Origin of the sequence: Paenibacillus sp. 22594, assembly GCF_052044425.1 — a bacterium.
GTDB lineage: Bacteria > Bacillota > Bacilli > Paenibacillales > Paenibacillaceae > Paenibacillus_AQ.
In genome coordinates this window covers 1,339,078-1,355,724 of sequence record NZ_JBQENA010000001.1, presented here as the reverse complement: position 1 = coordinate 1,355,724, position 16,647 = coordinate 1,339,078, and the positions used below count along the sequence as shown (strand labels likewise).

At 51.8% G+C, this 16,647-nt stretch carries 12 protein-coding genes; 6 read left to right on the top strand and 6 right to left on the bottom strand.

Annotation, left to right across the window (positions count from 1 at the left end):
- Positions 1 to 728 precede the first annotated feature (728 nt).
- Positions 729 to 1,421 (top strand): ABC transporter ATP-binding protein, encoded by a 693-nt coding sequence (locus tag ACTJKB_RS06120; RefSeq protein ID WP_440832486.1) that lies wholly within the window; start codon positions 729 to 731, stop codon positions 1,419 to 1,421.
- Between the two features lie 26 nt (positions 1,422 to 1,447).
- Positions 1,448 to 2,221, top strand: a complete 774-nt coding sequence (locus ACTJKB_RS06115) for a hypothetical protein (protein ID WP_440832485.1) — start codon at positions 1,448 to 1,450, stop codon at positions 2,219 to 2,221.
- Positions 2,222 to 2,289: 68 nt separating this feature from the next.
- Here ACTJKB_RS06115 and ACTJKB_RS06110 read toward each other — a convergent pair whose 3' ends face one another.
- A complete protein-coding gene (locus tag ACTJKB_RS06110; protein WP_440832484.1) occupies positions 2,290 to 3,150 on the bottom strand; it encodes a DUF2161 family putative PD-(D/E)XK-type phosphodiesterase in 861 nt (286 codons plus the stop codon).
- A gap of 174 nt (positions 3,151 to 3,324) precedes the next feature.
- Between ACTJKB_RS06110 and ACTJKB_RS06105 the strand changes: the two genes are divergently transcribed.
- Positions 3,325 to 5,220 carry a PrkA family serine protein kinase gene (locus ACTJKB_RS06105; protein ID WP_440832482.1) on the top strand — a complete coding sequence of 632 codons (1,896 nt, stop codon included), beginning with the start codon at positions 3,325 to 3,327 and terminating at the stop codon, positions 5,218 to 5,220.
- Positions 5,221 to 5,478: 258 nt separating this feature from the next.
- On the opposite strand, the gene ACTJKB_RS06100 is transcribed toward ACTJKB_RS06105, so the two are convergent.
- Complete coding sequence (locus ACTJKB_RS06100; protein ID WP_440832481.1) at positions 5,479 to 6,204, bottom strand: hypothetical protein; 726 nt, start codon at positions 6,202 to 6,204, stop codon at positions 5,479 to 5,481.
- 398 nt (positions 6,205 to 6,602) lie between these two features.
- Here ACTJKB_RS06100 and ACTJKB_RS06095 point away from each other — a divergent pair, with 398 nt between their 5' ends.
- Entirely contained in the window at positions 6,603 to 7,067 is a 465-nt protein-coding gene (locus ACTJKB_RS06095; protein ID WP_440832480.1) for a DinB family protein, read from the top strand.
- Between the two features lie 241 nt (positions 7,068 to 7,308).
- Here the strand turns inward: ACTJKB_RS06095 and ACTJKB_RS06090 are convergent, their stop codons facing one another.
- From ACTJKB_RS06090 to ACTJKB_RS06075, 4 genes are all read right to left on the bottom strand, one after another.
- Positions 7,309 to 8,850: a DUF3502 domain-containing protein gene (locus tag ACTJKB_RS06090; RefSeq protein WP_440832478.1), complete on the bottom strand. Its 1,542-nt coding sequence runs from the start codon at positions 8,848 to 8,850 to the stop codon at positions 7,309 to 7,311.
- A 137-nt stretch (positions 8,851 to 8,987) separates the two neighbouring features.
- Positions 8,988 to 9,872 carry a carbohydrate ABC transporter permease gene (locus tag ACTJKB_RS06085; RefSeq protein WP_074084613.1) on the bottom strand — a complete coding sequence of 295 codons (885 nt, stop codon included), beginning with the start codon at positions 9,870 to 9,872 and terminating at the stop codon, positions 8,988 to 8,990.
- A 12-nt stretch (positions 9,873 to 9,884) separates the two neighbouring features.
- Positions 9,885 to 10,871 (bottom strand): ABC transporter permease, encoded by a 987-nt coding sequence (locus ACTJKB_RS06080; RefSeq protein WP_083606735.1) that lies wholly within the window; start codon positions 10,869 to 10,871, stop codon positions 9,885 to 9,887.
- A 294-nt stretch (positions 10,872 to 11,165) separates the two neighbouring features.
- Entirely contained in the window at positions 11,166 to 13,394 is a 2,229-nt protein-coding gene (locus ACTJKB_RS06075; RefSeq protein ID WP_440832476.1) for a helix-turn-helix domain-containing protein, read from the bottom strand.
- A 211-nt stretch (positions 13,395 to 13,605) separates the two neighbouring features.
- Here ACTJKB_RS06075 and ACTJKB_RS06070 point away from each other — a divergent pair, with 211 nt between their 5' ends.
- Entirely contained in the window at positions 13,606 to 15,171 is a 1,566-nt protein-coding gene (locus tag ACTJKB_RS06070; RefSeq protein WP_440832474.1) for a glycoside hydrolase family 43 protein, read from the top strand.
- 17 nt (positions 15,172 to 15,188) lie between these two features.
- Positions 15,189 to 16,643, top strand: coding sequence for a glycoside hydrolase family 28 protein (locus tag ACTJKB_RS06065; RefSeq protein ID WP_440832472.1), 1,455 nt, complete (start codon positions 15,189 to 15,191; stop codon positions 16,641 to 16,643).
- The last annotated feature ends 4 nt before the right edge of the window (positions 16,644 to 16,647 follow it).

Below are 16,647 nucleotides of genomic sequence, written 5' to 3'. Positions count from 1 at the left end.
GGAGGAAACGAAATGAACTAAACGGGCCTATGAGGAAATACCTCTGATCTCGCCGTAAACGGGTTACCAGAGGGAATGTGAGGTATAAATACCTCTGATCTCGCCGTAAACGGGTTATCAGAGGGGATGTGAGGTATAAATACCTCTGATCTCACTGTAAACGAGCTACCAGAGGGAATGTGAGGTAGAAATACCTCTGATCTCGCCGTAAACGGGTTACCAGAGGGGATGTGAGGTATAAATACCTCTGATCTCACTGTAAACGAGCTACCAGAGGGAATGTGAGATAGAAATACCTCTGATCTCGCCGTAAACGGGTTACCAGAGGGGATGTGAGGTATAAATACCTCTGATCTCGCCGTAAACGGGCTACCAGAGGGAATATGAGGTATAAATACCTCTGATCTCGCCGTAAACGGGCTATCAGAGGGAATGTGAGGTATAAATACCTCTGAACTCGCCGTAAACGGGCTACAAGAGGGAATATGAGGTATAAATACCGTTGATTTGGGAGCAATGCCGTTACCTGTGGATACTGGATTCACCCGTTCGGGTGAGTCAGAGAGGCTTTTCACCTCCAGGATCGAAAAGCTTGTTATAGCAATTCCAAGGATAATGACCACAATTTCATTTCAGTTGCGGTGATTGGGCGGTGTCAGGCGTCTAAAAGAAGCAGAGGGACTGATCCGAAATGAAAAGTTGAATACATAGCTGAGGAGATGCAAGGGATGGAGAATGTGCTGGAGTGCAGTAACCTGACCAAAAGGTATGGAAAAAAGGTGGCTTTGGACAACCTGAATCTTACTCTTCCAAAGGGGAGAATTGTAGGGTTACTGGGTCCTAATGGGGCGGGAAAAACAACTCTGATGAAGCTGATTGTATCGTTATTGCGCGATTATAAAGGGTCCATTACCGTTTGCGGACAACGACCAGGAATGGATACCAAAAGGATGGTGTCTTATTTGCCTGACCGTGAATTTCTGTATCCCTGGATGACTATAGAGGAGAGTATCTCTTTCTTCCATTACTCCTTTGCCGACTTTCAGCTGGATATGGCTTACGCTATGATCGAGGAGCTCGGCCTTGACCCTAAGGAAAAGGTGAAGAATTTGTCCAAAGGGATGCAGGAGCGTGTAAGCCTTTCTCTGGTATTTGCACGCAAAGCGAAATTGTATGTGCTGGATGAGCCCCTGGCTGCAGTGGATCCTTCGACGCGGGACAAGATTATGCGGATGATACTGGATCATTTTGACCCGGAGAGCTCCATACTGCTTAGCACACATCTGATTCATGATGTAGAAAGCCTGTTTACGGATGTAGCGATTGTAAATGAAGGCCGGGTGCAACTGTATGGAGATATAGGCGAGCTGAAGCGGGACTATGGGATGCCTATCGAGGATATTTTTAAGCAACTGGTCTGAGTATTTAAAGAAGGGGAGAGCATTTGATGATTCAATTTAATCAATTCAAACTGGAATGCAGAAAACATGGTGCCGTATTCGCGGTATTCACCGGGCTTAGTGTGCTTACGAATCTGTACTTTTTATTCAGTCAGGATCAGGATCTGGCCTTTGTGTTTCTATTGGTGAACATGGTGATCGGTATTCTGCTGCCCGTGTACATCTATCTGGATTATTACCGGGAGTTTTATACCGGAACCATGCCGATTAATCATTTGCTGCCCCTAAGAACATCGGCGTTATTCGGTGTGAAATCGGCGGTTTTTATGCTGGGTCTTACCCTGGTGTGGGTCCCCTCCCTACTGGATGTATTTCTGAACCCGGCAGGTCTGTATCAGCAGCGGATTCTGCATTCAGACAGCCCGGCTCTGGGGATTGCCTATCTGGTACTGTCAAAGCTGTGCAGTATCCCTGCCGGTCTGGCTTTGATGGGGCTGGTGCTTGCCGCTGGGAAAAGACTGCGTAAACCGGCGTTCAGTCATTTCTGCATCGCACTCGTTATGGCCCTGGTAGTCGGTATCCAATTTGCCCTGGTGGTCAGAAACAGCTGGCACTGGAGCCTCGGAACGTCTTCGGCAGAGACCTTTAAACAATATGCGAACTTGCTTACAGTCAGTCCGGTAAGCCGGACACAGCCCGCTGATATTAATGAATCCATAAACTGGACCTCGGTGGTCATGAATCTTCTGGTAACCGTGACGGCGGGAACGATAGGCGGTTGCATGTTCAATTCCCGGAAGTATGAAATCCTCGGGAAGTAAGCGCAGCAGGCCTGGGTATTCAGAAAGGCTGTCCATCTCAAATTGCGAAAGCTATTACTCTTAGCAGGCTACATTTTGCCCGCGCTGATCTCTGCGATTGCGGCATATTCGATCAGCGCCGCGGTTCCGGCGGCCGTGAGCGTGTAGCGGCCGCGCCCCACCCGGAAGAACCACCCATAGTAGTTCTTCTGCAGGAACGCGGCGGCGCCCGGCACGCCGCTTCTCTTGCGCAGCTCGGCGGGGGTCACGCCGAGCGGTGCCTCCGCCCGGCTGTGCGCAGCCGCCGGGCCCAAGGCAGACATAGCAGCGCTGGCCGCTGCTATGTCTGCCCCTGGCGCGCCGCTACGCGCAGCGCGCCTTGCCCCGGCGAGGCCGGCCGCGTGAGCGGCTTCGGCCTCGGCCGCCTGCAGCGCGAGGGCCACGCGCAGCGCCTTCTCGCGGTAGGCTGTCACGAGCTTGACGCGCGTGCTGCCGCCGGTGTTGTAGTCCCCGCTGCGCCCCTTGAACTCATAGAGCAAGCGCTCGCGCCGGCGTGCGCCGCTGCGGACCTGCGGCGGCGCGTCGCCCGGCTCCGCGAGCACCTCGACGAGCGGAGCCTTGGTCTTGTAGAAGACCACGGTGACCAGCCCGAGGCCGAGGCGGCGGCACAGCCCGGTAAGCTCGCCCCAGCGCTGGTTCACCGCGCCTTTTTTGTCCCGCACGCGTTCTACCGCGAGGTAGACATTGGGACTGAGCCGGAGTCGTTCAACCCCCTGCAGCAGCAGGGCGAGGTTGAACGATTTTTTCATCTCCACAATCAGTGGCAGCTCCTCATCCTCCCGCAGGCCCACCAGATCGCAGGTCCGCACCTCGCCTTTGATGGTATAGCCCTGTTTCTCAAAAAAACTCTTCAAAGGAGCATATAGCTCCGTCTCATGCTTAACCGCCATAGTTGTCACTCCTGCGCCCTATTTTACAGGAATATGCATTTTCCTGGTTTATTAACGATTCTCTATTATAGCACAGCAAAAAAGAGGTCAACTATTCCGGGGCCGCCGCATAGTTATGTAATACACTTTCTAAGCTGGTGGAGCAAGTAGGAGCGCAAGAGGAGGCAGCGAGCAATGGATATATTTGAGCGTATAGCTTCGTATCGGGCTGAGAACGACCGTTTGGCGTGGAGCGGCACCTTCAAGGAGTATATAGAACTGCTGAAAAAAGATCCCTCTCCCGCGAAAACGGCTCATTCCCGCGTATACGACATGATCAAGTCACACGGCGTAGAGGACATCAACGGACGCAAACGGTATAAGTTTTTTGAGCAGGAGATCTTTGGACTCGATCGTGCGGTTGAGAAGCTCGTGGAGGAGTATTTCCATTCTGCCGCCCGGCGGCTGGATGTGCGCAAACGGATATTGCTGCTGATGGGACCGGTCAGCGGGGGCAAGTCGACATTGGTTACCCTGCTGAAACGCGGACTGGAGCAGTATTCGCGGACGGATGAAGGCGCGGTGTATGCCGTGGAAGGCTGCCCGATGCACGAAGATCCGCTGCATTTGATTCCGCTGGAGCTTCGTCCGGAGATCGAGCGGGAGCTGGGGGTGCGTATCGAAGGCAACCTGTGCCCGTCCTGCCAGATGCGGCTCAAAAATGAATACCACGGCGACATTGAACAGGTAAAGGTAGTGCGTGTGCTATTGTCGGAAGAGGAGCGTGTCGGCATCGGGACCTTCAGTCCTTCCGATCCGAAATCGCAGGATATCGCCGACTTGACGGGCAGCATCGACTTTTCGACCATTACCGAATACGGTTCGGAATCTGACCCGCGCGCCTACCGCTTCGACGGGGAGCTGAACAAGGCCAACCGCGGGCTGATGGAGTTCCAGGAAATGCTCAAGTGCGACGAGAAATTTCTCTGGAACCTGCTGTCACTGACTCAGGAAGGGAACTTCAAAGCCGGCCGCTTCGCGTTGATCTCTGCTGATGAGATGATCATCGCGCACACGAATGAAACGGAGTATAAATCCTTCATCTCGAATAAAAAGAACGAGGCGCTTCAGTCCCGCATGATCGTCATGCCCGTCCCTTATAACCTGAGAGTGTCTGAAGAAGAAAAAATCTACGCCAAGCTTATTGCCCAAAGCGACATGAAGCATGTGCATATTGCCCCTCATGCGCTGCGTGCGGCGGCGATTTTCTCGATTCTGACCCGCCTCAAGGAGAGCAAGAAGCAGGGCATGGACCTGATCAAAAAGCTGCGCATGTACGACGGCGAAGAAGTGGAAGGCTACAAGGAAGCCGATCTCAAGGAAATGCAGACCGAATATCTGGACGAAGGCATGTCCGGCATCGATCCGCGGTATGTCATCAACCGGATTTCCAGTGCGCTGATCAAAGGCGATCTGCAGTGCATGAACGCACTGGATGTGCTGCGGGCGATCAAGGACGGCCTGGATCAGCATCCCTCGATTACGAAGGAGGAGCGCGAGCGTTATCTGAACTTCATTTCCATTGCCCGTAAGGAATATGACATTCTGGCCAAAAGCGAAGTGCAAAAGGCCTTTGTCTACTCTTTTGAGGAATCTGCCAAAACGCTGTTCGAGAACTACCTCGACAATATCGAAGCCTTCTGCAACTGGACCAAAATCCGCGATCCGCTCACGGATGAGGAGATGGAGCCGGATGAGCGGCTGATGCGGTCCATAGAAGAGCAGATCGGCATTTCTGAGAATGCCAAAAAAGCCTTCCGCGAGGAGATTCTGATCCGTATTTCCGCGTACTCCCGCAAAGGCAAAAAGTTCGAATACAACAACCATGACCGGCTGCGGGAAGCCATCGAGAAGAAGCTGTTCACCGATCTGAAGGATATCGTCAAAATCACCACCTCCTCCAAAACGCCGGATGAAAGCCAGCTGAGGCGCATCAATGAGGTCTCCAGACGCCTGATCGATGAACATTCCTATTGCCCGATCTGCGCCAACGAGCTGCTGAAATATGTTGGAAGTCTTCTGAACCGCTAAGAAGTATTCAGCCTGTAATGCAAAACAGACTGGACTCTACTTATCAGCGGGTGGTCAGGTTATTAGTGGAACATGCATGGACTGCCTGCTGGCGGTCCTTTTTTCTGTAAAATAATGTGTACCTTGCAACGGACCATTGAAGGTTTATATAATGTACTGCTTGTCCCACAACAGGTTTACTTGTATGTATGGCGGTGTGAGAGGGCGGGGGCTGGCCGCCCCCTCCTGCAACCTTACAAGGAGCTTTACTATGTTGACTTATTCCTGGGACTCTTTGGCCCCAGCGTCTTTGCCGCCAATCTTAAAGCCTAACTGTCCATTATATTTGCCTACCTGACCGCCAACCCCTAAGCCTGCTCCTTGACCGCCTCCGAGTTGTGCCGTGGCATGTGCACCGAGACCATTATCTCCGCCGAGCTGCAAATGGGTTTGAAGCCCTGCGCCCTGGCTGAAGCCCAGATGTCCTTCAGCATCCGCACTCAGACCGTAGGCTCCACCGGCTTGCGCCCCCGTGTGAAAACCTGCGCCTTGACCGCCACCCAGCTGGGTTTTGGCCTGAGCAGCCACTCCGTACTTCCCTAGGGCCTGAGCTTCTGCATTCAGCCCCAGACCCTGGCTGCTGTTCAGATGGGTATTGCCTTGCGCCTGGATTCCATACGATGGAGCGCCAATGTGACCGCCTGCATGCATACCCGCGCCGCCGTAGTCAACATTCCCGCCAGCATTTAAGCCAATGCCGTGTTTGCCGCCTACTTCTCCTCCGGTATCTACATGAATCCCTTGCCCGCTCCCCACACCTGCGTTCATATGACCACTTATCAGTTCCTTTGTTGCGGATTGGTTGTCTGACGGCTGTGCTGACGGGCTGCTGTCTGAGCGGACCAGGTGGTAGTAATGAGAGTAAGGGTAGGGGGTGGAACGGGGGAAATAAGGATATGCGGATGGATAAGCCTGGCTGTTAGGATATTCATTTCCAAAGGTCATGTGGGATACCTCCATTATTCAATTAATTACAACAGCCTATTCAGGGTACCGTGGAAATGATACATGACTTTGGCTGGCATTTAGGGATGATACATGCTGCGGTGCCGGGATGCCGGCTGTATGAAAAGAATAAAAGTGTGCCCGCCGGTAATCGGGGCACACTTTTTTTAATGCCTATCTAAGCAGTTTTCGATAAACATATAACAACTCTATTACTCTTTCAATGCGCCAAACTGTACGGCACAAAAGTTCGAGCAGTTTAGCGCAACGGAATGTTGTTTGAATGAAGTGTGCTTTATCGTAGAAACGGGCGGTTATCCTCCACGGTAAGATCTGTTAAAATATGGACATGGTTATGCGGTGTAGCAACCATAATATTTTCAAGGGGAGAATGAGGTATGGTTAATTATCTTTTTAAACAATTACGATTTGTTAGAGGTAATACAATAAAACTGGTTGACGGGATGAGCGAGGAAGAAGCACGCACTGTACCAAGAGGTTTTAACAACAATATTCTGTGGAATCTGGGGCACATTCTTCTTGTTCATGAGAAGTTTTCTTTTGCGTTAACGAATGAGAAGATGGATTTGCCTGAGCATATTGCAGAATTGTTTGCTCCTGGGACTAAGCCGGAAAGCTGGGGAACGCAAGTACCTAGCTTGGATGAAATTGCTGTTTTACTATCTAAGCAAATCGATCGGATTAAGCAAATCTTGGAGCGCAGGCTAGAAGACAATCTCGAGAAACCATTTGTTACTTCGGCTGGTCTTGAACTATTGACCGTTAAGGAGTGTCTTAGTTTTTGTTTGTATCACGAAGGCATGCATTTTGCAACGATAAAAGCCATTAAACAGCAAATGTAGGATCATGAAACTCCGATCAATATAATAAGTTTCGCCAGAGCACGTCAAAATCGCTCAACCATGGAACAAAAGACATTCAACTAACGAGGAACGTTAGTTAAACGACAACAGCGGCAGAATAAGACTTTATTTATCAAGTCTTATTCTGCCGCTGCTTCTTTAAATTGATCAGTCAAAAACTTATTCTTCAAAAGCTGGCGATTCCGAGTTTTCAACGAACAGAGGTGCTGTGTATATCAGCTTATTTTGATTTCGCGTACCACTCCGAAAACTGTTTTTGGTACTCGGCGATATATTTGTCGATGCCTGCTGCCTTCAGCCGTTCCAGCGCTTTCGGGAAGGCGGTCTCGTAGTCGCTGAAGCCGCTGCCGATCGGGGCGAGGTATTCGGTGAATACGCCGTTCAGCTTGGTTTCTTCATTTTTGACCGGTGTGTTGTCAAAGTTGAAGCCTGCACCTTTGGAGATAATCGCTCCGTCATCCCAGGCTTTGTACTCGGCGATGAAATCATCCGGCACGGTGTTGTCGAAGCGGATGAAGTTTTTATTCATCAGCAGCCAGTCGGGAATCAGCGAATCGGTGCTAATTTTGGTCAGACGGCCGTTATCATCCAGGGTATAATCGGTTCCCTTGATCCCGTAGGCGAACAGGTCGTACAGCTCCTGATTTTTTTGCAGGAGATTGAAGAACATAACGTAGCGTTCAGGGTCCTTGGCGGCAGCAGAGACGAAGAAGGCGGTGCTGTACGTGCCGCGGCTGATTTTCGGGCGGCCGGTGCCGAGGAAATAGTTGACCAGCTTGGCGTCAGGTACTGCCTGGGAAATGGTTGCCGCACCCTCGAACGGACGGGCCGCCGTGCCTGCCCAGAACATCGCTTTGCCGGAATTCCAGTCGGACTGCAGCTGCGGAACATTGGTAGCAGCATATTTCGGGATGATGCCTTTTTCATACCAGCCGCGCATCAGCTTGGCATAAGCTTTGAACTCATCGGATTCAAACCAGTTAATGATCTGATCGTTCTGTGCCGATTCATCGAGCGCAATGAAATCATTCTGCCAGTACAGATTTTTATCGGTGAAGTCATATTGCAGCATTCTGCGGGCATCGGTACTGGCGTAGCCGATCAGCTCGGGATGAAGGGCATGCACTTTATCATAAAATTGTTCCAGCTCTGCCAGTGAAGTTACCTGCTTCATCCCGGCTTCTTCCAGTAAATCCTGGCGGACGAGCACGCTGTAGAATTCTGCGGAATTCGGCTTGTTGCCAACCGGGATTGCATATTGCTTGCTGTCGAGCTGAAAGGCAGTAAAGGAGGCTTCATCCACCGTTTTGCTCAGATCAGCCGCAGCTCCGACATAGGGGGTAAGATCGGCATAGAGTCCTTTGGCTACAGATTTTACCATGTAATTGGCATCGGTATAAGTGGCGAAATCCTCACCCGTTGAGAGCATTAGATCGGTTTTGCCGCCGCCGTATTCCGTCCAGGGCAGGAACTGAAACTCTACCTCGGCATTGATTTCTTTTTTGATTACATCATAGAAATCAGTCTTCGCCAGCTCCTTCATCCGGTTCGACTCATCCCCGTACAGGATAATTTTCAGCTTGGCCGGCGCCAGGGTGCTGCCTCCAGTTCCGCTGTCCGCCGTAGCTGCAGGTGCTTTACCTCCGCTGCCGCTATTGCCGGAATCAGCGGAGTTAGCGCTTTCATTATTGCCCTGAGAGCAGGCGCTTAACAGGAACACAGCAGAGAGGAGCAGACTTAACCAACCTTTTTTCTTTTTCATGATGAACCCTCCTGAAATAGAATGTACTTATGAGGCATATATTGCATAGGCTGTGCTCCCTTAACCCATTGTACAACAAGTCGGCAGCGGGGAGCAGGGGCCCGGAGCAATCCATATTGCGGCAGCTGCGCCGGAAATCAGCCTTTGACTGACCCGACGACAATGCCCTTGACGAAGAAGCGCTGTAGAAAAGGATAAAGAATGGCGATCGGCAGAACGGTCAGACAGGTCATGGCCATCTTGGCTGTCTCGAGCGGTGGAGCGATAATGGCGCCTCCAACCTGTGCGGCGTTGCCGGAAGCGAGGAACTGGATGTTCGCCATCATGTTGTACATTAAATACTGAATCGTGTAGAGATCCTGGTCGGATACCAGCATCAGCGGCAGGTAGAAGTCATTCCAGAACTGCAGCGCATAGAATAACGAGATGGTGATAAGCCCGACCCGGCCGAGCGGAATCATAATGCTGAAAAAGATCCGCAGGTGGCCAGCCCCGTCGATTTGCGCCGACTCTACAATTTCATGCGGTATGCTGCGGAAATAGTTCGCCATCAGGAACATCAGAAACACGCTCAGTACATAAGGAATGAATAGCCCGAGCAGTGTATCACCTAAGTGATAATATTTGGTGCTGAGCAGATACCAGGGCAGTGTTCCGCCGCTGAACAGCATCGTGAAATAAGCGAAGAAGGCGAAGAAATTTTTGAGTTTGAAGCCTTTGACCGAAATGACGTAAGCATAGGCGGTAGTTACAAGCACGGCGGTGAGGGTACCCAGCACAGTTACAACCACCGACATGGAGTATGCCCTCAGAATCTGCTCTGCTTTGGAGCCAAACAGGAATTCGTAGGTTTCAAAGGTGAAGCCTCTGGGCCAGAACGAGTATCCCTCAGCGGCGATCCGCGATTCGGTGGAGAGTGAACCGGATACCGCCAGCACAAACGGCACGAGACAAATGGCTGAAAAAACGGCTATACAGGCATAAAAGAGGATGAGCAGTCCTTTGCTTTCGGTAGTTTGCATACGTTTGGTCTCCTAAAATAGTTTGCTGTCTTTGTCGTACCAGCCCGCCAGCTTGTTCGCCAGCAGCACCAGAATGAAGCCAAAGACGGATTGGTATAGCGTAATGGCTGAAGCAAAGCCGAACTCGCCGGACCGGATGGCGGTGCGGTAGACATACACATCGATGATGTCGGTAGTCGGCAGAAGCAGCGGATTGAGGAAGGTTACACCCATAATCATGCTGAGATCGCCTTTGAGCATTCCGCCGATACCGAGCAGAGTCATCAGAATGATGGATGGAATCAGCATTGGTATGGTGATTTTGGTAATAATCTGCCACCTGGAAGCCCCGTCGATCCGAGCGGCCTCATAGTAGGAGGTATCGATTCCCTGCAGTACAGCGTAGTAAATAATCGCGCCATAGCCTGCACTTTTCCAGATATTCGCCAGGACCAGGATGATTACGAACAGCCAGGGGCTGGAATACCAGTCCATTTGGGCCAAGCCAAGTGACTGAAACAGCTGGTTCAGAATCCCTTTGTCGTAGTCTAGCAGGGAGAAGAGAATCGCTCCGATAATAATCCAAGAGATAAAATACGGGAAGAACATCACGCTCTGCGTTACTTTAATGAACCACTTGCTGCGCAGCTCATTCAGAATTACGGCGATAGCCACTGAAAAGAACGTGCCGGTCAGCATATAAAGCGCATTCAACATTACGGTGTTGCGTGTAGCTCTCAGGGCGTCCTCCATACTGGAGAAGAAGAACTCGAAGTTGGAGAAGCCCGCCCAGGGGCTGCCGAAGATTCCGTCGTTATAGTTGTAATTTTTGAAGACGAGAATCAGTCCGCTCATCGGCAGGTACGCAAAAAGAATTAAGATGATGATACCTGGAAGCGCGAGCAGGTACAGGGAGCTGTCCTTTCTCAGGGATTTGCGGAGGCTTCCGGTTCTGGCGGCCTTAAGCTTCAGGCTCAGGCTTTGCCGTCCCGGCTTCTCCGGTGCAGCCTCTTGAATCATTAAACATTCACTCCTTTGTGACTAGCGTTATCACATCTCCCCGTATTTCAGGGGCATGCTTTACAAGGCAAATCATAAATCCGCAGCAAATGTAAACGCTATCATAATAAACGGGAAAAGGTTAAAAAAACGGAATTAGCGGCCTTAAAAAAACGAAAAAGGTATCACATTTCTGCTTTTTGAGCACATTATGGGCTTTTTTGGCCCCAAAAAAAGGATGCCCGGGCCATTTAAACGGCCGCTGGACATCCCTCGATTTTTACTTTGACTGATTAATTAAGCGGATCGGATAGACTAATCCTGATGCTGCAGAATATGATTCATTCTCCATTTGGAGGGCGTTACCCCGTATCGCTTCTTGAATTGAGTTGTAAAATAGGTACTGCTGTTGTACCCGACCTTTCCGGCAATTTCCTGGATATCCATCCCGAGCTCCGTAACCAGCAGCAGCTGTGCCTGCTCCAGGCGCAGGAGATTGACGAAATCGGGAAAGCTGCTGTCCACTTCATCGGCGATCAGCCTGCTGAGATAGGCAGGACTAAGCGACATTTTCTCGGCAAGCGCGTTCAGCGACAGTCTTGGATCATCATAATGGTCCCGGATATAACAGATCGCTTCGGCTGCAATACTCCGGGTCTGTACAGCGCTCATGGCGGAGATCCGCGCGAGGGCGGAATAACAGCCGGCTTCTATCCATCTGCGCAGCTCTTCATAGCTGCGGATCTGCCAGATCCGCTGGTAATCATCCAGAAAGCCGGAGTGCTGCGCTTCGCTGCTAAGCTCGGCGGTGCGGCTCAGCTCAAAAGCAAGCCTTGACAAGGCGATGGTGGCAGGCTCTGCACGGTAGCTGGTCACAACCGCCAGCAGCCGTTCTACCGCCTGCGGAATGTGTACCCCCTGCTCCGGCAGCCTGACTGCCTGCAGTACAGGTTCAAGTGTACTCTCAGGTACCGGACTGCTGTTCAAGTGGATGGTATCATCAGCAAAGATAATATTCTGCTTATTATGAAATTTAATATATTGCAGGCAATCGGCTGCTTCATTATATTTGGGCTTTAGGTTGCTTAGATCACCCGACAATCCGCTAATTCCAAAGGCGCAGCGGATACTGGACGGGGGGAACAGGGCAGCGGTCTCCTCCCATTTACTGCGGTATAAGGCATAATCCCCGAAGCTTCCGCTATTCAGCTCACTGAGAATGAGAACTGCCGACCCTTCATGCGGCCGGAAGGATTGCACCTCAGCCAGCGCGGAGAATTCTGTGCGGATCTGCTGGATCACTTCACTGCATATACTCCAGGCATCCCCGGATGGTTCTTCGGCCAGTACCTCCAGCACGCATACGCAATAGGCTCCTCCAGACGAGCCTAAGCTCATATTGGGATTATCGCGATTATCCGCAGCTCCGCGGGGCGAGAGCAGCCAGCGCATCAAGGCACTGTCATGATTCTCCTTCTTCAACTGGTCCAGCTTGACTCCGATCATCTCTAATTCCTGACTGGCTGCATCGAAATCCCCACCTGTCTTCAGTGCCTCTTCATTGCCGGACAGATGGATGATATTGCCGAACAGCCGGCCGATAGGCTTGTAGATTTGCCGGGAGATCAGGCCTGAGATGATGGAGGCGGCCAGAATAAGGGCAAGACATAGGCCAATCATCAGATTACGTGCGCTGGAGATATCCCGGATGCTGTCCTTATAGGAAGTCTCCGAGACAAACCACAGCTTATCCCCCGGTGAGTACACGAAGGTAATCAGTTGGGGTTCGCCGGCACCTTTATAGACGAAAGAACCTCTTTCAGCGGGGGAGGCAACGATCTTCTCCAACATACCGGAATCCAGGGAATTTCCGGAAAGTGCGCTGTGCATAAGTACTGTAGCGTTCGAATCGAGCACGGCATAACGTGTCGCTTCACCGTCTGTCTGCGTAAACAGATTATTCTGCAGCTTGGACAAATTAACCGTTAACGCCACTGCCCCGTAATACGCACTGTCTGCGAAGGCCCGATCATTATAGAAGACAGTTAACAGTGTCACGGGAGCGCCATTGTTCAAGGTAGCCTTCCACAGGAAAGGTGATTCAATAATACGGCTGTTCCGCATCAGCTGTGATAACTCTAGCTTGGACGCCGGGCTTAGCGGCATATTTTCGAACATGGCAACGGGCTCTTTTACACCAAAGATGTATGCGTTCTCAAGATACTGGTTGACTACCAGTGCGCCGCGGATCTGGCTTAGGGCGCTGTAGAGCTGGTCGCTCCAGTCGGTATCACCACTCATCATCAGCGCATTGATATTCGGATTGGCATAGAAGTCCATCGTATAGTTCTGGACGATCTCTTTATAGTTTGTAAATACGGTTTCCGTATTCAGCAGCACATTCTGGTTCGCTTTATTGACACTTGCTATCGAAATATTCCGGTACCAGTAAAAGATTACAACTGCCAGCACAAGGATGCAGCAGACAGATATCGTGGTCAGACTGATGAAAAACCGGGTGTGTAATTTCTTTTTTTTGCCCATGCTGATCGCCCCTTTGTGTAAATCCTACTACACTCATTCTAGAGGGACAAGTGATTCCCTGACAAGGTAGGATAAGATGGGAATACTAATGAAAAGAGCATAGAAGTATAAAAATAGAGAAATAGAGCATAGAAAATACAAGAAAGTTAAACTTATACGAACTATAATTGGTTATGCTTACATTTCAAATGCTCTGAGGAGGCTTCCTATATTGAGAACATTCCGCAATCCGGTACTGCCGGGCTTCTACCCTGATCCTTCGGCCATCCGCGTAGGTGAGGATTACTACCTTGTGACTTCCAGCTTTGAGTTCTTCCCCGGTGTACCGGTCTTTCACAGCAAGGATCTGGTGAACTGGCGGCAGCTTGGGCATGTGCTGGACCGTCCGTCGCAGCTGAATCTGGACCATTCGATTCCGTCTATGGGCATCTGGGCACCGACCATCCGCTATCATGAAGGCATCTTCTATATGATTACTACCTATGTCGACAATGACAAAAATCAGCACAATTTCTATGTTACGGCGACCGACCCCGCTGGGGACTGGTCCGACCCGGTATGGCTGGAGGATGCGCCGGGCATTGATTCCTCTTTGTTTTTTGATACCGGCGGCAAAGTATACTATACCGGTAACCGGGTTCCGCCGGAAGGCCAGGATTACCCGAAGCATATGGATATTTGGCTGCAGGAAATCGATCTTGCAGCGGGCAAGCTGAAAGGACCCAAGATCAGCATTTGGCAGGGGGCACTCAAGGTGGCCCATGCACAGGAAGGTCCGCATATCTACAAAATCGGCGGCTGGTATTACGTCCTGATTGCTGAAGGCGGAACTGGCCATACCCATGCGATTACCATCGCCAGAAGCAGGAATGTAACCGGCCCTTATGAAGGCCATAAGGCCAATCCGATTCTGACCCACCGGCATCTCGGCAGACAATATCCTATAGTCAATGTCGGCCACGGGGAACTCGTGGAGACCCAGCATGGGGACTGGTGGATGTTCTGCCTGGCTTCACGGACAAACGGCGGTTATTACCGCAATCTGGGACGGGAAACCTTCCTTACGCCGGTTGCATGGGAGAATGAATGGCCTGTAGTGAATCCCGGCAAAGGGGTGCTGGAATTTGAAGCAGCGGCTCCGGATTTGCCGGAGACGAAATGGCCGGAGCTGCCGGTGCGTGATGATTTTGAAGATCGTGAGCTTGCACCGGTATGGAACTTCCTGCGGACACCGCGCGGCGGATTCTGGAGTCTTACGGAACAACCGGGGGTACTACGGCTGCAATTGAAGCCGGAGCGGCTCTCCGAGATCAGCAACCCGTCCTTTGTCGGAAGACGTCAGCAGCATCTCAGTTTCAGAGCGGCTGCGGACATGACATTTAGACCGGGTACAGAGAATGAAACCGCAGGCTTTGTCCTGCTGCAGAATGCGGACTATCATTTCAGGTTTGAATTGGGGCTGGATGCCGGGGAGCAGGTGTTGCGCCTGATCGAACGCCGGGGCGGCAGTGAACAGCTGCTTGCTGCAGAGCCGTATCCGCAGGATAAGGTGCAGTTTAAGGTAGAGGCCAAAGGGCAGGAATACAGCTTCTTTTACAGATCGTCGGAAGCTGTCAAGTGGATTGCTCTGCACGAAGGAGCTGACGGAAGAGTACTCAGCACCGATCTGGCCGGAGGTTTTACAGGGGCTTACATGGGGATGTATGCAAGCTCACAGGGGACAGAGAGCGGTAATTACGCCGATTTTGACTGGTTCAGCTATGAAGGACTTGAGTAAAGGGGAGGGACAGGACGATGAACGGCAAGCAGAATTCTAATTCTTATCCGCTGCCTGAGCTTCCGCAGATTCCTGATCGGACGTTTAACATAACCGATTATGGGGCGCAGGGCGACGGATTTTCACTGTGCACCTCTGCTATTCAGGCTGCGCTGGACAACTGTGCTGCCGCCGGAGGAGGAAAGGTAGTTATTCCGTCCGGAATCTGGCGCACAGGTCCGCTTACTCTGCATAGCCGGATTAATCTGTCCGCCGAGCGGGGAGCGCTTGTGTTGTTTGCCGCTGACCCGGAGCTGTACCCGCTCCTTCCCTCACATTATGAGGGAACGTCCGGCTGGCGCTGCCAGGCGCCTCTGGACGGAGAGGCATTAAGTGATGTGGCGATTACGGGAGAAGGAATCTTCGACGGCAGCGGTGAAGGCTGGCGGCCGGTAAAACAGTTCAAAATGACGGAGCAGCAGTGGAAGAAGCTGACCGGCTCCGGTGGTGTGCTTGATGTGGAGAATGAAATCTGGTGGCCTTGCCGTGAAGCGATGGAAGGGGAGGCCTACGTCCGGAAGCTGCGGGAGAACGGAGAAACCGGGATGGAGGCTTATTTGCCGGTGCGGCCCTATCTCCGTCCGGCTTTGCTCAGCTTGCGGAACTGCCGCAGAATATTGCTTGAGGGGCCGACGTTTCAGAATTCCCCTGCCTGGTGCCTTCACCCCATGGGCTGTGAGCAGGTTACCGTGCGGGGTATCCAGGTGCGCAACCCGTGGTATTCGCAGAACGGGGACGGCCTTGATCTGGAATCCTGCACACATGCGCTTGTTGAGCACTGCAGCTTCGATGTAGGGGATGATGCGATCTGCCTGAAGTCGGGCAAAGACGAAGAAGGCCGCAGGATGGGCATGCCCTGCCGGTATATTACGATCCGGCATTGCACCGTGTATCACGGGCATGGCGGGGTGGTCATCGGCAGCGAGATGTCCGGCGGAGTACACGCGGTCAGAGTCAATGACTGCCTGTTCATCGGCACGGATATCGGCCTGCGGTTCAAAAGCGCCAGAGGCAGAGGCGGTGTAGTTGAGGATATTGTTATGGAGAATATCACAATGAGCGGCATTCTTCACGAGGCGGTGTCATTTCATATGTTCTATGCAGGAGTTGAGGGCTCGGAAGGGTATGACGGACAGCTGTTCCCGGTAAACGAGGCCACCCCGGAGTTCCGGGATATTTCCTTACGGAACATCATCTGCCATGGAGCGGCCACCGCACTGCTCGTAAACGGGCTGCCGGAAATGCCGCTGGCCGGTCTTGCTGTCGAGAACTTTCATGCGGTAAGTGAGCGCGGGATCATTCTGCGCCATGCCGAAGGAGTGCTGCTGGACCGCATCAGCCTGCAAACCCCGGCAGTGCCTGCACTGCAGATCCATAGTAGCAGCGGTGTCACGTTAACGAACTCGGGAGACTTGGTCCTTACAGAGAGTTAACGAC